This window comes from Chitinimonas sp. JJ19 (assembly GCF_036961565.1).
Lineage (GTDB): Bacteria > Pseudomonadota > Gammaproteobacteria > Burkholderiales > Chitinimonadaceae > Chitinimonas.
Map to the genome: position 1 here is coordinate 75,553 of NZ_JBAMDD010000007.1, position 16,369 is coordinate 91,921.

Here is a 16,369-nt window from a genome sequence, read left to right on the forward strand (position 1 = left end):
CCGGTAGCCTGCTACCGCAGGCTACCGGTCAGAAACCTGCCGCCTCGGCTTGGCCCAGGTAGTAATCGGCTGGCGCCAGATCCAGCGGCTCGCCAGGGACATTGCCATCCAGGAAATACAGCCGGCCATTCTTGATGCCGATGTAGACGTTGGTGGTCGAGTAATAGCGGTAGTAATAGCCGTCATATACGGCCGACTTGGCCTTGGCGGGTGCCAGCAGTTCCGGGTAGGCCGTTTCGCCCCAATCAAAGGTGCGGTCGGCATCGGTGGTCAGCGGTTTGCCCAGGAAAGTGGCGATATTGGCCAGGTCGGTATCGGTCAACGGTGCCAGATGGCGCATCTGCACCTGGGTGTTGATGGCATGGCGGATATTGGCCGGCGCATCGGTGCCGGCCAATACCGAGGGATTGCTCAACTGATCGGGTGGCATGCCGTGGCAGACCAGGCAGTTCTCCAGATAGCGCGTGCGGCCTATATCCACGCTGCCGGCGCCGGCAGGCAGCGCCAAGCCAGCCAGCCCACAGGCCAGCAAGGCGGTACGCAGTACTGGGGTCGTCATACGCTGCTGTTTCACAGAAAGCCCATATGGGTTTGGTTGAAGCGCGACAGATAAGGCAATACCGTGGTCAACTCACTATCGGCCACACCAAACCATCTGGCAAAGGTGGCGGCGTACTGGTCTATCGAGGTGGTGGGCAGCCAGCGACCGGCACCGTCGATATCATCCGGCCCCTTGAGTGCCAGGGTGGGGAAGGCACCATAGAAGTCGCCGCCCTTGACCGCGCCACCGAGCACCATGTGATGGTTGCCCCAGGCGTGATCGCTGCCCGCGCCAGAAGCTGGCCGTAGCGTGCGAGAGAAATCCGAGCTGGTGAAGGCAGTCACCTGGTTGGCCAGGCCCAAACCCTCCATGGCCTTGTAAAAGGCCGCCAGGCTGTTGCCCAACTGCGCAAACAAGCCGTCCTGCGCGCTGATCTGGTTGCTATGGGTATCAAAGCCACCCAATTGCACAAAGAATATCTGCCGCGATAGCCCTATGGTTGCCCGCGCCTCGATCAGCTTGGCCACCGCCAGCAACTGCGCATTGAAGTTGCCGGTGAGGCCGGTGAAATGGGTGGCCACACCAGCCGCACCATTGTTGATGATGGGACTGATGATGGCGGCGCTATTGAGCGCCGTACCCAGGGCATTGTTGGCAGCGGCGGCCAGGATATTGTTGCGGTCCATGCCCAGCAGTGCAGCAATGCCCTCGGTACGGGCCTTGGCCGAAGCCGACGTGCCGGTGCCGCTCAGGCCAAAGTTGCCGCTGGCGGGCGAGACCAGCGGCGACGTGCGCCTGCCCACACCAAACAGGGTGGAACCCGACAGCGATATCAGCGAAGGAATGGTCACGCCGCCATTCAGGCCCAAGGCGGCATCGGCCAGCCGGCCGCCCCAGCCGGTGCGCCCGACTTCTTCTGATTCGGCCGTCTGCCACTGCGCCTGCTGATCAGAATGGGAGAACAGGCTGTAGGGGCGATTGCGGTTGGCCTTGTATTCGGCCATGGTCAGCGGCGCCACCAGCGAACCCACATTGCACTGCATCGCCAGCTTGCCCTGCTGCCACATCGGCAGCAAGGCCGAGAGTGCCGGGTGCAGGCCAAACTCGCGGCCGGGCTGGGACTTGGGCGCCCCCAGTGACAGCAGGGCAGTATTCGGCGTGTCGCTGCTCTTGGGCAAGGCCAGGCCGCCGCGTACAGTGGCATAGGCAGCGTATTCATCGGTATTCAGTGGCACGATCAGGTTGTTACCGTCGTTGCCACCATTGAGAAAGACGCAAACCAGGGCTTTGTAATCGCTGGCCGGGGCAGCCAGGGCCTTCATCCAGCCAAATCCACTGGCCGAGGCCGCCAGCATGGCAGCGCGCATCAGGTCACGGCGGGTCATATTCATGTCAGCGCTCCACTTGGAAAGCAGTTGAGGCGGCCGTCAGATAGATAGCCGTGCGAGTGCGTACCAGCGGGTCGGTACCGGCAGCCGTCACCTGCTTGACCAGCAGGTCCCGCATGGTGGGCTGCATGGTGCCGTGCAACAGCAGCACATTGAGCCTGTCCACCAGCTTGGCAGGGTCGCCCGCCAGCGCAACCAATGGGCTCAGATCGAACGAGGTGCCGGTGGCACCCACCACCGTCGTGTCGGGCTTGCCGGGGGTGATCACATTGCCGGTGGCAGTGGCCGAGACCATCATGCTGTACAGATGGTTTACCCGGGCGATGGCGGTGTTGGTGTTGTAGATACCGAACTGGGGGGCTTCGGTCCCATCCACCAGCGCATAATCAGCCGGGTAGTAGTTGAATACCGAGGGGGAGTTGAACACGTTCTGTTCCAGGCTGCGGTTCTGGCCTATCAACCATACGCCATCACTCTGCCCGCCCAGTGCCCGCAACAGCTGGGTACCCACCAGTACCGGCTCCCGCAGATGGCCGTAATTGACCTCGCCACGCATGCCGCCACGGGCTTCCGGGTCCAGCAGGATGGCACGCACAACGGCCTTCAGATCGCCGCGCACCCCCTGGCCATTATTGGCAAAGGCGTCCGACACGCGGGCGACATAGGCCGGGCTGGGGTTGCTGGTCACCAGGTGCTGTATCAGCTGCTTACCGATAAAGGGGCCAACATTGGGATGCAGGAACAGATTGTCCAAGGCATCGGCCAGGTCTTTCTCCGGCGTTTGCCCGGCCGGCAATACATAGCCATTGAATAGGGCCTTGCTGCTGTTCTCGTGGTTGGTGGCCACAGCCACCATGGGGCCCAGGTAATAGCTGGGGTTGTACTTGGCCGGCGCCGCGCCGGGTTTTACCGGGTAGGTCCAGCCAGTCAGGATCAGGGCAAACTTGCGTACCATCTCCTCGTCGTAGCTGGGTACGGGCAGGCCGTTGCCGTCCCGCACCACCGTGCCATCCTGGTTCAGCTGGTACAGGCCGATGGTGAACAGCTGCAGCAGCTCCCGTGCGTAATTCTCATTGGCCTGCTGTGATGCTGACGATGGCTTGCCGTTGTTGACCATGTCCAGGTAACGCCCCATGGCCGGGCTCAGCGTCACCTGGGTCATGATGTCCCGGAAATTGCCAAAAGCGTTGTCCACCAGGATGTTCTGATAGGGCGCATAGCTGTAGGCCATATTGATCTCGTTACCCGAGACCACCATGATCTGCGACAGCGCAAACGCTACCCGCTGGCGCAGTTGATCCGGCGCAGTCAGGGCATTCTTGAAGAACGTGGTCTGCAGCGGGAACAGGCTGTATTTATCGCGGCCGCAGATATTGTCGCAGTCTGCCGGGCGCGAGGACGGGGTTTCCGGCAGATTGGGATAGCGGCTTGCCGGCAATGCAAACTGGGCATTGATCCAGGCCGCCAGGCCCAGTTGCTTCAGGTTGGCAATTTCTGCCTCGGTCGCGCCGAATGTAGCCTGCTTGAGAAAGCGTGCAGCATCTGCGTCCGCCATGCTGCTGCAGGGCAACGGTGTGGTACGGGGCCATAGTGCCGGCACCTGGTAGATGGACCGGTAGGTCATCTCACCCACCATGGCGTCCAGGGTGCGGCCATAGCCTGCAAACACCTGGGCGCACTCGATGGCGGCCACATCCAGATTGCTGAGCACCGGGACAGCGGTATTCGCCAACGGGCCAGTGCGATAAGCCGGGAAGCCCATGGTGGAAGGCACCCAACCGGTAGGCCCCAGCACCAGCCAGTCGTTCTGCACCAGGGCAGCAACATAGATGCCCCCTGCAGCACCTTTGTCCTGCGGCGCCGGCTCGACCGTTGCCGACAGCGTCAGGTTGGCCGGCGTGCCGGTATAGCTACCCTTGGCTTCAAACTGGCCCAGCTTGCCTGCAGCATGGCAGGTGCCCAACAGTATCAATGCCACACCGCATCGTATCCATCCTGTATTCATTGCTGCCTCCACTGCGCCTTACGCAAGGTCCAATCCGAAACCACAGCCAATTTATGCCCAGGCGGGGCGATGGCGACAGCGGAGATTGGTAAAAGTTTATGACAATGTGTTGATAATGCCTTCCGAGGCGCACTTATGACAAATGATTCTGTCGTACCCAGACCACCGTCTGTCACCTGCCAGGCAGGCGCGGTTTGGGCAGCCTTTATAGCGATGCATTAAATAAACTTGCTAAGTGTTTGATTTCTACAGATAACTAAAGGCCCAGTCAGCCAAACGGGATCAAACCATGGCTTGCCTTGCGGTTTTCAATCAGAAAGGTGGTGTGGCAAAGACCACCACAGCCCTCAATCTGGCAGCGGCCCTGGCGCGTGCTGGCCACGCCCCGCTGGCCATTGATCTGGATCCACAAGGCCATCTGACCGCCCTGTCGGGCATCACGCCTAGCGATTCCGCCAGCAGTATTTACGCCTTCTATCGCGACCACAGGCAGTTGGCTGATCTGCAGTTTGCCGTCGCAGGCAGGGGCAGCATCATTGCGGCGCACCTGGAACTGGCCAAGGTCGATACCCAGTTCGGCAAAGGCCCCAATATCCTCAACCGCCTGCGGCTGGGCTTGCAACGCGAGCACCTGCTCCATGGTAGCCAGCCGGTAGTGATCGATTGCTCGCCCATGCTGGGGGTGCTGTCGCTATCAGCGATATTTGCGGCGGACCGGGTGCTGGTTCCAGTCTCTGCCGACTACCTGGCCATGAAGAGCGCCATGCAGGTCGAGAAAACCCTGAATGCCCTGGCGCCCGTACTGAAGCAGCGAATTGCCCGCTGCTATGTGATTACCCGGTTTGATGGCCGTCGCCGCATGTCCTGGGATATAGACCGCGCCATGCGTGAACACTTTGGCGCAGAAGTGTGTACCACCCGCATACACGAGAATGTGGCGCTGGCCGAGAGCCCCTATGCCAACCGCGATGTGTTTGCCCATGCACCGAATAGCCGGGGTGCGCAGGATTACCAGGGCCTGTACGAGGAGTTGCAGCAACTGGGTTTTCTACCAGCCCAGACCACGCCCAGCCTGGCGGTGCAGGACCCGCAGGCCCAGGCGCTGCTGAGCCGGCTGCTGACCAAACCGGCCAAGGCGGCGAAGATAGCCGGGACATGAGCAGCAGGCTGCTGCCAGCTAGCGCGTGTCGTCGCGCCCGATGATCAGCGAGATGGCGCTTTCCAGGTCCACCCCTTCACCGCGCGGGGTGTCATCCAAGGGCTTGGCTTCCAGCACGGTAGCATGGTGGTACATCTGCAGCAGCTTGGCCTCGGCATGAGCCAGGTCATGGGCCTGTATCACTAGGTTATCCACCACGGCCCCGGTTTTGGTTCTGATGCGGAATCCAAATTTGAGCATGCCCACCCCTGGCAGATTGAAAAGCCGACGCCAGACACCTACACCTTGGCGCTGCGCTAGCGCCGCTGGGCCTTTTCGCGCAAGGCCTGGTAAACCCGCAAGGCCACATAGGCATCATTGGCGGCATAGCGCTGCTGGCTGTCGTTCAGCTGGGGCGCCGCCCAGTTGGACATCTTGGCACTCTTGGACTTGCGATAGTGCTGCCCGAACAGGATGGCCACTGCCTGCACCGCACCGATGGTATTGCGATAACCCTGCTTGCGGAACACGCTGACCAGATCATCTATCCCCTGGCAGTGTAGCTTGAGATTCGCCGCCATCTGGGCCTTGTCGGAACGCAGGTCAAAGCCCACCTTGATGACCTTGGGCGACATCAGCAGCTCACGCAGGGCGGCCGGCACCTGGTTGTTGCGCACCGGAAAAAGATACGCACACCCTGCCGTAGATAGCTGTATCAGGTGTGGGCCCTGCGATTGCTCGCCCTTGTTGAAGGTAGGCTTGGACTCGGTATCAAACCCCACCACACCGGCAGCCTGCAGCACAGCGCAAGCGCTCGCGGCGCCGGCTTCATCTTCCACCACCACGATAGCCTCCCGCTGCAGGCCGGGAAACTCCGGCATGGCCTGTATGGCAGCCTTGTCATAGGTGCGCAAGGGTGCCTGCGGCTTGTGCCTGGGTGGCTTGGCCACGGCGGCCGGTGCGGCCGTGGTATGGGTTGTCGCCGGCGTCGGCAAACCCAGCCAACGTCGCAGGGTCTTGATCAGGGTACGGGGAGATCGCATATTCAGTTTCAAGGATAAATCAGGGTAACAAGGTCGCGCTATGCAGGCTGAAGCGTAGATTGGAGACGTTCGGCACCAGCTTCATCATCACGCTATAGCGCTGTGGGCTATCGTTGATGGTCAGATTGTTCATGGTCAAGGTGCCGCTAGTGCTGTCGAAGCTGGCCTCGCTCTCGGCGCGGTTGCTCAGGCTGGTACCGATCAGGTCAAATTCATAACCCTGCGTATCCACCCGCTGCAGGCGCGCACCATACATCACGCCATCCAGCCTCACCGCCGTGCTCAGAATACCGCTATCGGCAAAAAACACCGAGCGCACCGGGTAGCCCATATCGGCAATCAGCCCCAGGTCATACGGCGTCAGCTTGAGGCGGCTGCCATCAACCGGCACGCTACAGCCATTCATCAGAGTAGTCCGGTATGGCAAGGCATCGCTGCAATCGCCTATGTGCGAAAAATTCTGGCTGAACTCCCGGCTGCCTGGCGGCAGGTAGGTCAGCTTCAGCGGGCCACCATTGGTCAGCACTGTTTCAGGGCCAAAGAACTCCAGCTGGTTATAGATGCCATTCTCCGAGGGCTGTCCATTGCCAGCAAAGCGCGTCAGCAAGTCATAGGGGATGCGTACATTGTCGTAATACTGTCCCAGCGTCGCTGTATCGAAGCTGCGTCGGGCCGACACACCCAGGCCATGCACCAGTTCATGCATGACGATGGAGATCAGATCCGTCTTGCCCTGCGGCACCACGCCGCTGCGTGTCTCCGGCTGGGTATCCGGCCAGTACCATTGATCCGAGAACGCCGCATTGACGGTGACAACAATATCCGGTGTATTGGTGCGCACGCCCCCCAGCACGCGGGTCAATGCGCCCGGCTCCAGCACATGCAGCCCCTGTTGCAGGCCACGGTCCAGGCCAAAGTTCAGGCCACCACCAAAGCGTGCCGTATTGGCGTCCGCCCGCACCTCAACCTTGATGGTCTGGTCAGACGCAATAGCTGCCCCCAGCAGGACGCCCGCCGCCCGGAAATTACGTTGAAACAAGGAGCTGCTGTCCATCCAGCCACGCTGGGCGAAGGTGTTCTCCGCATCCACAAACTGAAAATCAAAGTTAGCGGCAGCGACAGAAGCTGAGCAAAGCGATCCCAGCAGAATAAGAGCAAGACGGCGCATGTGCATCCTTTCAGGAGCGTCAAGCAACCCGTAAGGCCACGAAACGAGGTGGCTGGGGACGCGTGTTAATGAGGAGTGGACCGATAAGCGGCCACAGGATGTATGCCCAGCATAAAGGGCAGTGCCAGAACCGCCAACAAACAAAAAGCCAGTTACGGGGCTAGCCGCAACTGGCTTGGATAGAGGCTGCCTGCTTACTGCTTGGCAGGGCGCTGCAGCGCCTCGATCTTGTCCGGGTTCACGCTAACCACCGCCTGCTTGAGCAGGGCGATATCCACCTGGTTGCCTTCGGCCTCCAGCATCACGCCATTGGCCAGCACCACGCTGAACTGGCCACGGCTGCCATCCTTCTGGTAATCCTCACGCAGGGTGCGCTGGCCATCCTTGTAGATCTTCTCGATGGCCGTATCGGTCTCCTTGTCGGACGTGACATTGGCCCAAGCGGCCAGGCTCATCAGGCCACCAGCGCCGCCCAGGTCGGTAATCGACAGACGCAGGCTACGGGTGTCATCACCATAGGCCGCCTTGGCGGTCGACACCGAAAAACCCATGGCCGAATTGCTCTCGGCTTCCACCGAATTACGCTTGAGACCCGCGATGTTCTCGGGCAGGAAGGCCTTCAGTTCCTGGCTGGCAATTGGCGTACCGCCACCGCTGACCATGGCACCCAGGGCAGCACCCGCTGCCGCCGTATCACCCGAAGCCTGCGCGTCTTCCAGCTTCTTGCCGGCCTCTTCCATCTGCTTGGCCATGGCTTCCAGCTTGGAGGTATCGATGGCCAGCTTGCCATCCGGCGTATCCACCGAAATGGCACTGGACGCGCCCATCAGCACGAAGGGCGCAGTCACTGCACTGGCGATGACGCCAATGATGATGGAAGCCACAAAGCCGATGACGGCCACCACAGCGGTGTACCCTATGGCCTTGTCTTCCGGGCTCTTCATCAGCACTGGCAGGCCCAGGTAGAGCAGATAGAAGCCATAGAGAGCGCCCAGGATACCCAGCATGCCCAGCATGGGAACAATGCTGAGTATGCCGACCACATAGCTGGCGGTCATGCTGAAAGCCACCACCTTGAAGGCATTGAGCGGGTTCTTGGTACCGCCAAAGCTGGGGGCCAGTGCATCGACGATCAAGCTCAGCACATACACCATCAGCAGCGACAGGCCATAGGTCAGCGCAGCCTGCACCAGGCCTGCCACAATGGGCGTGCGTATGCTGATACCAAAGCCCCCTACCCCGATCAAGGACATGCCGATGAAGCTGGCAATCACCGGTATGGCGGCCAGAATCAGCAGGTATTCCTTGTAGATGGACGCGACGGTGGCCGATTCGGCATCGATGACCGGCCAAGTCTCCTTGGGTTTGAGCAAGATGCCCTGTACACGTTGAACCAAGTTCATCAGCGAATTCCTATGGAATGAAAGTTAAGCGAACCCGTGAGTGTTAGCCCATCTGCCCGCAAGATACAAACTGCATTATTCCCTACACCGCTTGAGTGTCATGGTGCTAGCACCACCCTACCACCTGCTACTACCCAGCCGTGCCTTGCATGCCCTAAATACGCTAGGCACTTGCGCGCAGCACCGCACCAAACAGCACCAGACCACCCATAAACCCCGCCATGCCGGCCATGCTCATCTCGGCCAGCATGCGCCAGCTACGCCAGGCTGGCGGCTGCGATAAGGCAGGTATGGCCGCAGCCTGTACTGGCAGGGGCGCCTCCTCCCGTCGCATCAGCGTCGGGTGCAAGGGCGCAATCGGTGTGCGGCTCGGCTTGACCAGCGGCCGCTCCGGCCAGCGCCGGGTAAATTCCGCCACCAGGGCAGCACGCGCCTGGGTGCGGGTGTAATGGTGCGAAAAGCGCTCGGCGTCGGCCTGGCGCGCACCGCCAGCAGGCAAGCTAGCCTGCTGTTGCAAAGGGTCGTTCATTGCTACGGTTCCTCCTCAGGAACAAGGAACCCAGGCCATGCCTGCCGCAGTGGATACCGGCAACAAGGTGGGCTGGATATTAATTTGACCCGCATTGTGCCAAGGTCTATGACATTCGCAAATGCCTGCCACAAATATTGCCCAAACCGGCCCCAGGTGTGTCGAAAGCGCTGCAAGCCAGCACTGATGCGCTTTTACGCATGAAGTGATAGGCACAAACGCAAATCTTCCACTAGACTGTCCCTGGGCCGTGGCAGGCACGGCCGGCATTTACCCACAGCAGACAGAGGCATAAGCATGAACAAGCAAGCACTGATTGATGTCATCGCAGACAAGGCCAACCTGAGCAAGGCAGCCGCCGGTAACAGCCTGGATGCGTTCATTGAAGCCGTTAGCCAAGCGGTCGCCGAAGGTGACACCGTGACGCTGGTAGGCTTCGGTACCTTCAAATCCCTGCCCCGCGCCGCACGCGAAGGCAAGAACCCACGTACTGGCGAGAAGCTTAAGATCGCCGCCACTGTTGTGCCCAAGTTCACCCCAGGTGCCACCTTCAAGGCTGCTGTTGCCGCCCAGGCCACCAAGAAGCCCGCCAAGAAGAAGTAATAGCCGGTTAGCGTGTGTACCAACTTCCGCCCTGTTGCGCCCAAGCGGCTTACCGACGCGTTCGAGGTAATACCGCCCGACGAGGACTGGGTGGAAGAGGTCTACCCCAGCTATGCTGCACCCATCATCCGGCTCAGCCAGGCCAGCGCGCACTCGCGTGAATGCCTGGCTGCCAGTTTTGGATTGATACCAGCGTGGGCCAGCGACCGCCATATCGGTCGCCATACCTACAATGCCAGAACCGAAACCGTGGGCGAAAAGCCCAGTTTCCGCCATGCCTGGCATAAGCGGCAATTCTGCCTGGTGCCCATGCAGTGCTTCTATGAACCGGGCTACCACAGCGGCCGGGCACAGCGCTGGCGCCTGCAGCAGCGCGATGGCAACAGCTTCGCCGCCGCCGGTATCTGGGACAGATGGCGCCGCGATGGCCAGGATCTGCTCTCCTTTTCGCTGCTCACCATTAACGCTGATGGCCATCCATTGATGGGCCAGTTCCATCGTCCCAACGACGAAAAACGCGCCCTGGTGGTGGTTCCCCCCGCTCAATACGATGCTTGGCTGCAAGCCGACAGCGAAACCGCCCGCAGTTTCCTCAGCCTGATGCCCCTGGCCAGCTTCGAGGCCGAGGCAGCACCGCTGCAACCGCAGACCCTCAGCCTGTTCTAGCCGCCCAGGCCGTCCTGCCCGCAAGCCGCCGCCGCGCGCTGTTGCCTGGAGTACACAAGCAGCCCAAGCGGGCCCCGCTGTCTCAAGCTAGCCCTCAGCTCCACCAGCGCTTGCTGCCGCAGGGCTCTTGCACCGTGCGGGCATGCCGCAAGGCCCCACACCAGGGCTAAGAGCCGCCCTACCCGCCTACGGCCATTGCGCGCGGCCCCACAAGCGCTTACCGTCCTGTCAGCCTGCCCGCGCTGGGTAGGCGGCATACCCGAGCCGCACATTATCCACTTCCATCCTTGTTCCCATCTCATGCAAACTACCTATTCCATGACCTATATGGCCCGCGCCATGGCCACCCTGGTGCTAGGCACCGTCTTCATGTTCTGCTTCGGCGAACTCTATGTCAGTCTCAATCTTGGCCAACCCTGGTCAGAACAGGGCATCAGCATCACACTAGGCAGTCTCAGCCTGGCCTTGCTGGTATTCATCTGGGTGTTTCACCACAGCAAACGCGTCACCTACCATGGTGATCGCATCAGCGTTTCCTCCTTGCTGGGCGAAAAATCCATCAAGCTCGACGAGCACACCAAGATACGCCACCAGTTGATCCATATGGCGGGCAACGACAGCAGCGTCGCACTCGATCGCCTGCTGGAAATCGCGCCGCAGGATAAGGTCGATGCAAATTCGATGCATATCAGCATCCACCTGAGTGATGGCCAGAACCAGGGCCAGCTCAAACTCAACAGCAATATCCGCGGCATCATTGAGCTGCACCAACGTCTGGTCGCATTTGAGCGCAACACCATTACCCCTACAGCCCTGAAACACCTGAGTGAAGGCCGGGCGGTGCATTTCGGCCTCCTTACCCTGCAGCGTGACACCCTGGTGTACCAAGGCCTGACCTTACCCCGCAATCAGATAGAGAAAATCACGGTTGCACGGGGCAAGCTGCTGATCAAGCAGAAAGGTAAGCTCCTCAACGCCATACGCCTGCCGGTGCATAAGATACCCAATGCCTTTACCCTGCTTGCCGCTTTGGCATAGCCTGCACGGCAGGCCACTGTCCATCGTGGCCTGCCCCGCCAACTGAATTGAATCAACGTACCTTGCCTACCCAGCCGATGACAGCAGTGCACACCGTAACGCTAGGCCCACTGACGTATGCCAACTTTGATGCCGTGCTGGCACTCAAGGTCAAGCCCGAGCAAACCGCCTTCGTTGCCAGCAACGAAAACACCCTCGCCAAGGCCTACCTGGAGCCGGACAAGGTACAACTCAGGGTGATCTATGCCGGCGAGAGCCCTGTAGGCTTTATGGCCTACTGGTGCGACCCGGCAGCAGCGGCGTTTCACCTGCTGCGCTTTATGCTGGGCAGCCAGCATCAGGGCCAGGGCTACGGCCAGCGCGCCGTCTCAATCTGGCTGGATGAGCTGAGCGCCACCCACGGCGACATCCGGGTCACGCTCTATTACGCCGCCGGCCTAGGCAGCCCGCAGCCCTTCTATGCCAAGGCCGGCTTTTGCGATACCGGCGAGAAAGATGGCGAGGAGTACATCATGGCGCTGCAGTTGTCCGCCACGGGCGCCCAAGGCAACTGACTATAAGCCAGTGTCTCGGCGCCTGGGCCCCTACCTGCACAATACCGCAAGCGCCTGGTTGCCCAAGCCGACACGCAATGCGCCAGCAAGGGCAAGCACCGGGTCTTGCTAGCTGCCCAGCTTGCTCAGCAAACTGGCGATTTCGCCCTGCCGGCCTCGATCGGCGCTTTCGCGTCCAGGCCGGGGGGCCGCCTGGCGCGCCTTGGCCAGATACTGCTTGGCACCCGCTTTGTCTCCCTGCTCCAGCAGGTACTCGGCATAGAAGTAGTTGCTGTCTATCCCGTCGGGGTTGGCAGCCAGACCCCGCTTCAGCAGCGCTAACGCTTTATTGTCATCGCCGAAGCCTATGGGCCAGCCGGGCACCTTGTAGTACAGCACGCCCAACGAGGTCAGTGCCGAGCCATTGAGCGTGGCAGGATCACGGGCAATCACGGCTTCAAAAGCCGCCTTGGCTTCCTTGGCGTACTTCAATGCACCCAGCCCCCCCTTGGCACCGGCATAGCTGGAGTTGATGATGCCTTTCCAGGTCAGCATGGGGAGGTCCTGAACGCTTATGTTCTCGGTCTCCTGCACCAGCTTGGCAAAAGCCTGCTCCTGCGCATCGCCGCTCAGGCTGTACTGCGCTTCCGCCCAGCGGGTCTGCAGGGTGGCGAGATCGATAGCATAGGTGTTGGCAGACAGCAGCATGCTGGCAAACACGACAAACAGCGTCTTCATGAATAATCTCCTTGGGCAAACTTGCGAATTAGCGGTAGTTGCTTGGCAATGGCGCTGTCGACCGCGCCGGGCAGCAACTGATTGAGGCGGAAGAACAGCTTCTCTGGCCAGCCGATGACAGCCTCGCGCACACGCTTGCGCCGCAATAACGCCATCAGCGCAGCCGCGACGACCTCGGGCTCATCCACCTGGGTATGCAGGGCGGCATTGAGTGCCTGTACCCTGGGACTATTGAGGGGCGTATTCACCGCCCGCGGCGCCAGGTGCACAAGCCGGGGGCCAGTGCCACCGCTTTCGCGCGCCAGCGCTTCGGTAAACACCCGCAGGCCGCCCTTGCTGGCGCAGTAGCCGGCATAGCCAGGAAACCCGATGCTGCCGAATACCGAGCCGACATTGACCACCATGGCGTCGGGGCAAAAACTGGCCCACAAGGCTCGGATCAGCTTGATGGGCGCAGCCAGATTGAGCGCCAGCATGGCGTCCAGCTGCGCCGACGGTTGGTCTGCGAACAAGCCGAAGTGCTGTGCACCCGCCGCATTCACCAGCAACCCCAAGGGCAAGGGCTGGGCGCGCAGGGCATCGGCCAGCAAGGCGGGGCTGTCTGCATCGGTCAGGTCCAGCGGCAAGCTGCGGGCCTGGGGTCCCAGCTTGCGTGCCAGCGCTTCCAGCCGGGCGGCATCCCTGGCCACCAGCCACACCACCCAGCCCGCCTCAACCAGCGCGGTGGCAATCGCGGCGCCGATACCACCGCTGGCGCCAGTCACCACGGCGATCTTCATGCCAGTACCCCGGCTGATGGCTGCACCTGTGCGGTCTGCTGTTCGGTCAGCGAACGGAACACATCGCCATACAGCACAAACATGCGCCGCGCCATATGCAGCACGGCGGCCTGATCTTCCGGCGCTTCCAGCTGGAGCATGAGCTTCTCGAAGAAACCGATATGCGATTGATCCAGCGCACCATGCGAGGTCAGGTAGGTCATGGCCTGGGGTGGTAATCCCAGGGTCTGCTGGATGATGCCCGCCATGGGCGTGGCCAGGTTCACGCTGGTGCCCTCCAGCACATAGACCATGCCGAAGAAGCTGACCGGATTGAGCCGGCATACGCTATCCCAAGCATAGCTCACCATCAGCTCGGTACTCCGGTGCGGCAATCCATGCCTGACCGCCTCGGCGTCGGCGCCGCAGGCGGCGATATCGCTCAATATCCACTCATCGTGGCCCTTCTCCTCATCGATGTATTCCACCACAGCATCGAACAGCCAGCGCTGATCGGCACGCAAGCGGCTGCCCACGGCCATCAGCAAGGGCACGGTATGCTTGACGTGGTGATAGGCCTCGGTCAGGAAGGCAATATAGCGCTGGCGCGGGACTACCGCCCGCTGGCAGTCCAGTATGGCCGGCGCAGCCAGCAGATAGCTGCGCTCAGCCGTCGTTTCAGTTTGCAGTCGTTGAAAGAATGTCATGGTGCATCTCCATACAAAGCAGGCAGCCGATTGGCCAGAATGCGTTCACGGCAAAGCCGTCCATTGGGGGTGATCTCGCCCTGCGCGGGGCTTAGGGGGGTAGCCAGCAATGTCCAGCCCTCCAGCCGGGCATAGCTGGGCAATTGCGCATTGCATTGCGCCAGCGCCTGGTTGGCAGCCATGGGCTCGGCGCTGTAAAACAATCCATGTAGCCCCTGTGCCTCATCGCCATAAACCAAGGCCTGTCGTATGCCAGGGACGGCGCCGAACTCGGCCTCCAGCCACTCCGGTGAGACATTGCGGCCCATGCCCGTCACGATGGTGTTTTTCTTGCGGCCCAGCAGGGTCAAAAAGCCATCGGCATCGAACTCACCCAGGTCGCCCGTGGCAATCAATGTCGGTGCGGGGCCCTGGCCCAGGTAGCCCAGCATGGTGTTACCGCCCACCAGCACTTCGCCATCCGCAGCGAGCTGCACCACTACATGGGGCAATGGCCGGCCTACCGTCCCAGGCCGATGGGCGCCTGTCCGGTTGAGCGCCACCACCGACCCAGCCTCGGACAGCCCATACCCCTCGAACACCGGTAAAGACAGTGCTGCTGCCTGTGCCAAGGTGCGACTACCGCTACGGCCGCCGCCCACCGCCAGGAATCGCCAGGGTTTGCTCAACTGCCCGGCCTGCGTCGCTGCCACCAGCCATTGCAGCGTACTGGGCAAGAGGATGGCGCTATCGGCCAGTGAAGCCTGCAGGGCGGCGATAAAGCGTGGCACATCGGGCGGAAACACCGCCATGCCGAGATCGGCCAGCGGCACCAGCTCCACAGGCACACCCCGCAACAAGGGCAGGTACAGTCCGGCCAGGTTCTCCAGGAGTACCGCCAAGGGCATCAGGCACAGATGCTGGGTCACGGCCAACGGCCCGATGGCCTCATGCAGGGCGCCTACCGTCGCGTCCAGCTGCGCACCAGACAGGCAGACGCCCTTGGGCGCCCCCGTTGTGCCCGAGGTGTAAGTGAGCTTGACCGTACCGCTGGGCAAGGCTGCTGCCCTGCTGTTGGCAGGCAGGTGTTGCAGGCTCAGCCCAGTGCCCGGCAGCAGCATGCCGCCTGCAGCCGGAGTGACAAGACAGGCAGCACCACTATCGGCCAGCACATGCTGGCGCTGGGCTTCGCTAAAGAAAGGGGGCAAGGGCACGCCGGCCACACCGGCGCTAGCCAAGGCGAGGTCCAGCACCACCCAGTCCGCATCGTTATCAGCCAACCACGCCACAGGCCCCGGTATGCCCTCCGCTTGCAGATGGGTAGCCAAGCTGCTCACTCTGTGTTCAAGCTCCGCATAGCTGATGCGCGCGGCCGGGGTCAGCAGCGCCGTGGCGTCCGGCTGCAAGCGGGCATGCTGAGCCAGGGCATTCAGGACAAGCTGCATGGCATGCCCTCCAGCGTCGGTTGGGCCGCCAATGCCTGAGCCAATGCCGGGTTGGCATCCAGCGCTGCCAATCCAGCAGCAATATCACCCACCATCACCAAGGGCTGCTTGTCGTAATACGCGCCCCAGGTCTCGGGCTGGGGCACCCGGTCTGGGCTGGCCTCAGTCAGCGCAATCAAGGGCAGGCCCATGCGGCGGAAGGTGGCGCGCACCTGGGCCGTGAGCGTAAACACCACATAGCGGCAGGAGCTGGCCGCCAGGTAGCGCATCATCGCCAATATCAAGGTAGGGGTATGGCCACCGACTGCTGCAAGATTACCGAGCTCGACAATGTCGGCACGCGATACAGGCCGTTGCAACTGCCTGGCCACGGCCTTGTGTACCGGCTCATCCAGGTAATGCTCGAGAAACAGGGCATGGCCATGGGCGGTTTGAAAGCCGGCCACTGCCAGCAGCAGGCCCTCGGCATCGCGCAAGGTGAATTGATTGGGCAGCAGTCGTATGACCCGCGCATCGTGCACCGCGCGGAAACGGGCATAGACAAAGGGCAGGATGTCTTCTGTATCAGCCGTCTCAAGACCGCAGGTAAGCGCTCTCTGGCTGGAGTAGGCAAGTTTCTTCAAGGGCTGCATCACACTCTCTCCGTTAGGATGAGTGATATGCTGCCGGGTAAAACTTAACGCTAAC

Annotated in this window: 18 protein-coding genes; 5 read left to right on the forward strand and 13 right to left on the reverse strand. The window is 61.4% G+C overall.

What is annotated here, in order from left to right:
- Positions 1-28: 28 nt before the first annotated feature.
- Genes V7714_RS10485 through V7714_RS10495 form a run of 3 tightly spaced genes read right to left on the reverse strand, consistent with a single transcriptional unit; the run spans position 29 to position 3,934 of the window.
- Positions 29-559 (reverse strand): c-type cytochrome, encoded by a 531-nt coding sequence (locus tag V7714_RS10485; RefSeq protein WP_335709673.1) that lies wholly within the window; start codon positions 557-559, stop codon positions 29-31.
- 11 nt (positions 560-570) lie between these two features.
- Positions 571-1,932: a DUF1501 domain-containing protein gene (locus tag V7714_RS10490; protein WP_335709674.1), complete on the reverse strand. Its 1,362-nt coding sequence runs from the start codon at positions 1,930-1,932 to the stop codon at positions 571-573.
- Between the two features lies 1 nt (position 1,933).
- The gene (locus V7714_RS10495; protein ID WP_335709675.1) at positions 1,934-3,934 is read right to left on the reverse strand and encodes a DUF1800 domain-containing protein; all 2,001 of its coding nucleotides are present in this window, start codon (positions 3,932-3,934) and stop codon (positions 1,934-1,936) included.
- A gap of 289 nt (positions 3,935-4,223) precedes the next feature.
- Here V7714_RS10495 and V7714_RS10500 point away from each other — a divergent pair, with 289 nt between their 5' ends.
- Positions 4,224-5,093, forward strand: coding sequence for a ParA family protein (locus V7714_RS10500; protein WP_335709676.1), 870 nt, complete (start codon positions 4,224-4,226; stop codon positions 5,091-5,093).
- Positions 5,094-5,111: 18 nt separating this feature from the next.
- Here V7714_RS10500 and V7714_RS10505 read toward each other — a convergent pair whose 3' ends face one another.
- The 5 genes from V7714_RS10505 to V7714_RS10525 form a co-directional block, all read right to left on the reverse strand.
- On the reverse strand, positions 5,112-5,333 hold the full coding sequence (locus V7714_RS10505) for a hypothetical protein (RefSeq protein ID WP_335709677.1): 222 nt from the start codon (positions 5,331-5,333) through the stop codon (positions 5,112-5,114).
- Positions 5,334-5,389: 56 nt separating this feature from the next.
- Complete coding sequence (locus tag V7714_RS10510; RefSeq protein ID WP_335709678.1) at positions 5,390-6,115, reverse strand: 3'-5' exonuclease; 726 nt, start codon at positions 6,113-6,115, stop codon at positions 5,390-5,392.
- Between the two features lie 19 nt (positions 6,116-6,134).
- The gene (locus tag V7714_RS10515) at positions 6,135-7,283 is read right to left on the reverse strand and encodes a hypothetical protein (protein WP_335709679.1); all 1,149 of its coding nucleotides are present in this window, start codon (positions 7,281-7,283) and stop codon (positions 6,135-6,137) included.
- A 194-nt stretch (positions 7,284-7,477) separates the two neighbouring features.
- Positions 7,478-8,686 carry a Yip1 family protein gene (locus V7714_RS10520; protein ID WP_335709680.1) on the reverse strand — a complete coding sequence of 403 codons (1,209 nt, stop codon included), beginning with the start codon at positions 8,684-8,686 and terminating at the stop codon, positions 7,478-7,480.
- Positions 8,687-8,849: 163 nt separating this feature from the next.
- The gene (locus V7714_RS10525; protein ID WP_335709681.1) at positions 8,850-9,215 is read right to left on the reverse strand and encodes a hypothetical protein; all 366 of its coding nucleotides are present in this window, start codon (positions 9,213-9,215) and stop codon (positions 8,850-8,852) included.
- Positions 9,216-9,458: 243 nt separating this feature from the next.
- On the opposite strand from V7714_RS10525, the gene V7714_RS10530 reads away from it, so the two are divergent.
- The 4 genes from V7714_RS10530 to V7714_RS10545 all read left to right on the forward strand — a co-directional run bounded on the left by V7714_RS10530 (position 9,459) and on the right by V7714_RS10545 (position 12,076).
- Positions 9,459-9,818: an HU family DNA-binding protein gene (locus V7714_RS10530; RefSeq protein ID WP_284197916.1), complete on the forward strand. Its 360-nt coding sequence runs from the start codon at positions 9,459-9,461 to the stop codon at positions 9,816-9,818.
- 12 nt (positions 9,819-9,830) lie between these two features.
- A complete protein-coding gene (locus V7714_RS10535; RefSeq protein WP_335709682.1) occupies positions 9,831-10,484 on the forward strand; it encodes an SOS response-associated peptidase in 654 nt (217 codons plus the stop codon).
- Between the two features lie 300 nt (positions 10,485-10,784).
- Complete coding sequence (locus V7714_RS10540; RefSeq protein WP_335709683.1) at positions 10,785-11,522, forward strand: DUF6585 family protein; 738 nt, start codon at positions 10,785-10,787, stop codon at positions 11,520-11,522.
- A 47-nt stretch (positions 11,523-11,569) separates the two neighbouring features.
- On the forward strand, positions 11,570-12,076 hold the full coding sequence (locus tag V7714_RS10545; protein ID WP_335709684.1) for a GNAT family N-acetyltransferase: 507 nt from the start codon (positions 11,570-11,572) through the stop codon (positions 12,074-12,076).
- A 108-nt stretch (positions 12,077-12,184) separates the two neighbouring features.
- On the opposite strand, the gene V7714_RS10550 is transcribed toward V7714_RS10545, so the two are convergent.
- Genes V7714_RS10550 through V7714_RS10570 form a run of 5 tightly spaced genes read right to left on the reverse strand, consistent with a single transcriptional unit; the run spans position 12,185 to position 16,314 of the window.
- Positions 12,185-12,793, reverse strand: a complete 609-nt coding sequence (locus V7714_RS10550; RefSeq protein WP_335709685.1) for a tetratricopeptide repeat protein — start codon at positions 12,791-12,793, stop codon at positions 12,185-12,187.
- Positions 12,790-13,572: an SDR family oxidoreductase gene (locus V7714_RS10555; protein ID WP_335709686.1), complete on the reverse strand. Its 783-nt coding sequence runs from the start codon at positions 13,570-13,572 to the stop codon at positions 12,790-12,792. Before V7714_RS10555 ends, V7714_RS10550 begins: the two co-directional genes overlap by 4 nt.
- Entirely contained in the window at positions 13,569-14,258 is a 690-nt protein-coding gene (locus tag V7714_RS10560) for a TenA family transcriptional regulator (protein ID WP_335709687.1), read from the reverse strand. The genes V7714_RS10555 and V7714_RS10560 overlap by 4 nt, the downstream gene beginning before the upstream one ends.
- Entirely contained in the window at positions 14,255-15,682 is a 1,428-nt protein-coding gene (locus V7714_RS10565; protein WP_335709688.1) for an AMP-binding protein, read from the reverse strand. Before V7714_RS10565 ends, V7714_RS10560 begins: the two co-directional genes overlap by 4 nt.
- Positions 15,667-16,314: a thermostable hemolysin gene (locus V7714_RS10570; RefSeq protein WP_335709689.1), complete on the reverse strand. Its 648-nt coding sequence runs from the start codon at positions 16,312-16,314 to the stop codon at positions 15,667-15,669. Before V7714_RS10570 ends, V7714_RS10565 begins: the two co-directional genes overlap by 16 nt.
- Positions 16,315-16,369 lie beyond the last annotated feature (55 nt).

Coding starts and splice junctions, on each gene's coding strand:
- V7714_RS10505 (WP_335709677.1), bottom strand. CDS start 5,333: ATGCTCAAATTTGGATTCCGCATCAGAACCAAAACCGGGGCCGTGGTG.
- V7714_RS10525 (WP_335709681.1), bottom strand. CDS start 9,215: ATGAACGACCCTTTGCAACAGCAGGCTAGCTTGCCTGCTGGCGGTGCG.
- V7714_RS10540 (WP_335709683.1), top strand. CDS start 10,785: ATGCAAACTACCTATTCCATGACCTATATGGCCCGCGCCATGGCCACC.
- V7714_RS10485 (WP_335709673.1), bottom strand. CDS start 559: ATGACGACCCCAGTACTGCGTACCGCCTTGCTGGCCTGTGGGCTGGCT.
- V7714_RS10565 (WP_335709688.1), bottom strand. CDS start 15,682: ATGCAGCTTGTCCTGAATGCCCTGGCTCAGCATGCCCGCTTGCAGCCG.
- V7714_RS10500 (WP_335709676.1), top strand. CDS start 4,224: ATGGCTTGCCTTGCGGTTTTCAATCAGAAAGGTGGTGTGGCAAAGACC.
- V7714_RS10520 (WP_335709680.1), bottom strand. CDS start 8,686: ATGAACTTGGTTCAACGTGTACAGGGCATCTTGCTCAAACCCAAGGAG.
- V7714_RS10495 (WP_335709675.1), bottom strand. CDS start 3,934: ATGAATACAGGATGGATACGATGCGGTGTGGCATTGATACTGTTGGGC.
- V7714_RS10550 (WP_335709685.1), bottom strand. CDS start 12,793: ATGAAGACGCTGTTTGTCGTGTTTGCCAGCATGCTGCTGTCTGCCAAC.
- V7714_RS10515 (WP_335709679.1), bottom strand. CDS start 7,283: ATGCGCCGTCTTGCTCTTATTCTGCTGGGATCGCTTTGCTCAGCTTCT.
- V7714_RS10555 (WP_335709686.1), bottom strand. CDS start 13,572: ATGAAGATCGCCGTGGTGACTGGCGCCAGCGGTGGTATCGGCGCCGCG.
- V7714_RS10560 (WP_335709687.1), bottom strand. CDS start 14,258: ATGACATTCTTTCAACGACTGCAAACTGAAACGACGGCTGAGCGCAGC.
- V7714_RS10490 (WP_335709674.1), bottom strand. CDS start 1,932: ATGAATATGACCCGCCGTGACCTGATGCGCGCTGCCATGCTGGCGGCC.
- V7714_RS10510 (WP_335709678.1), bottom strand. CDS start 6,115: ATGCGATCTCCCCGTACCCTGATCAAGACCCTGCGACGTTGGCTGGGT.
- V7714_RS10570 (WP_335709689.1), bottom strand. CDS start 16,314: ATGCAGCCCTTGAAGAAACTTGCCTACTCCAGCCAGAGAGCGCTTACC.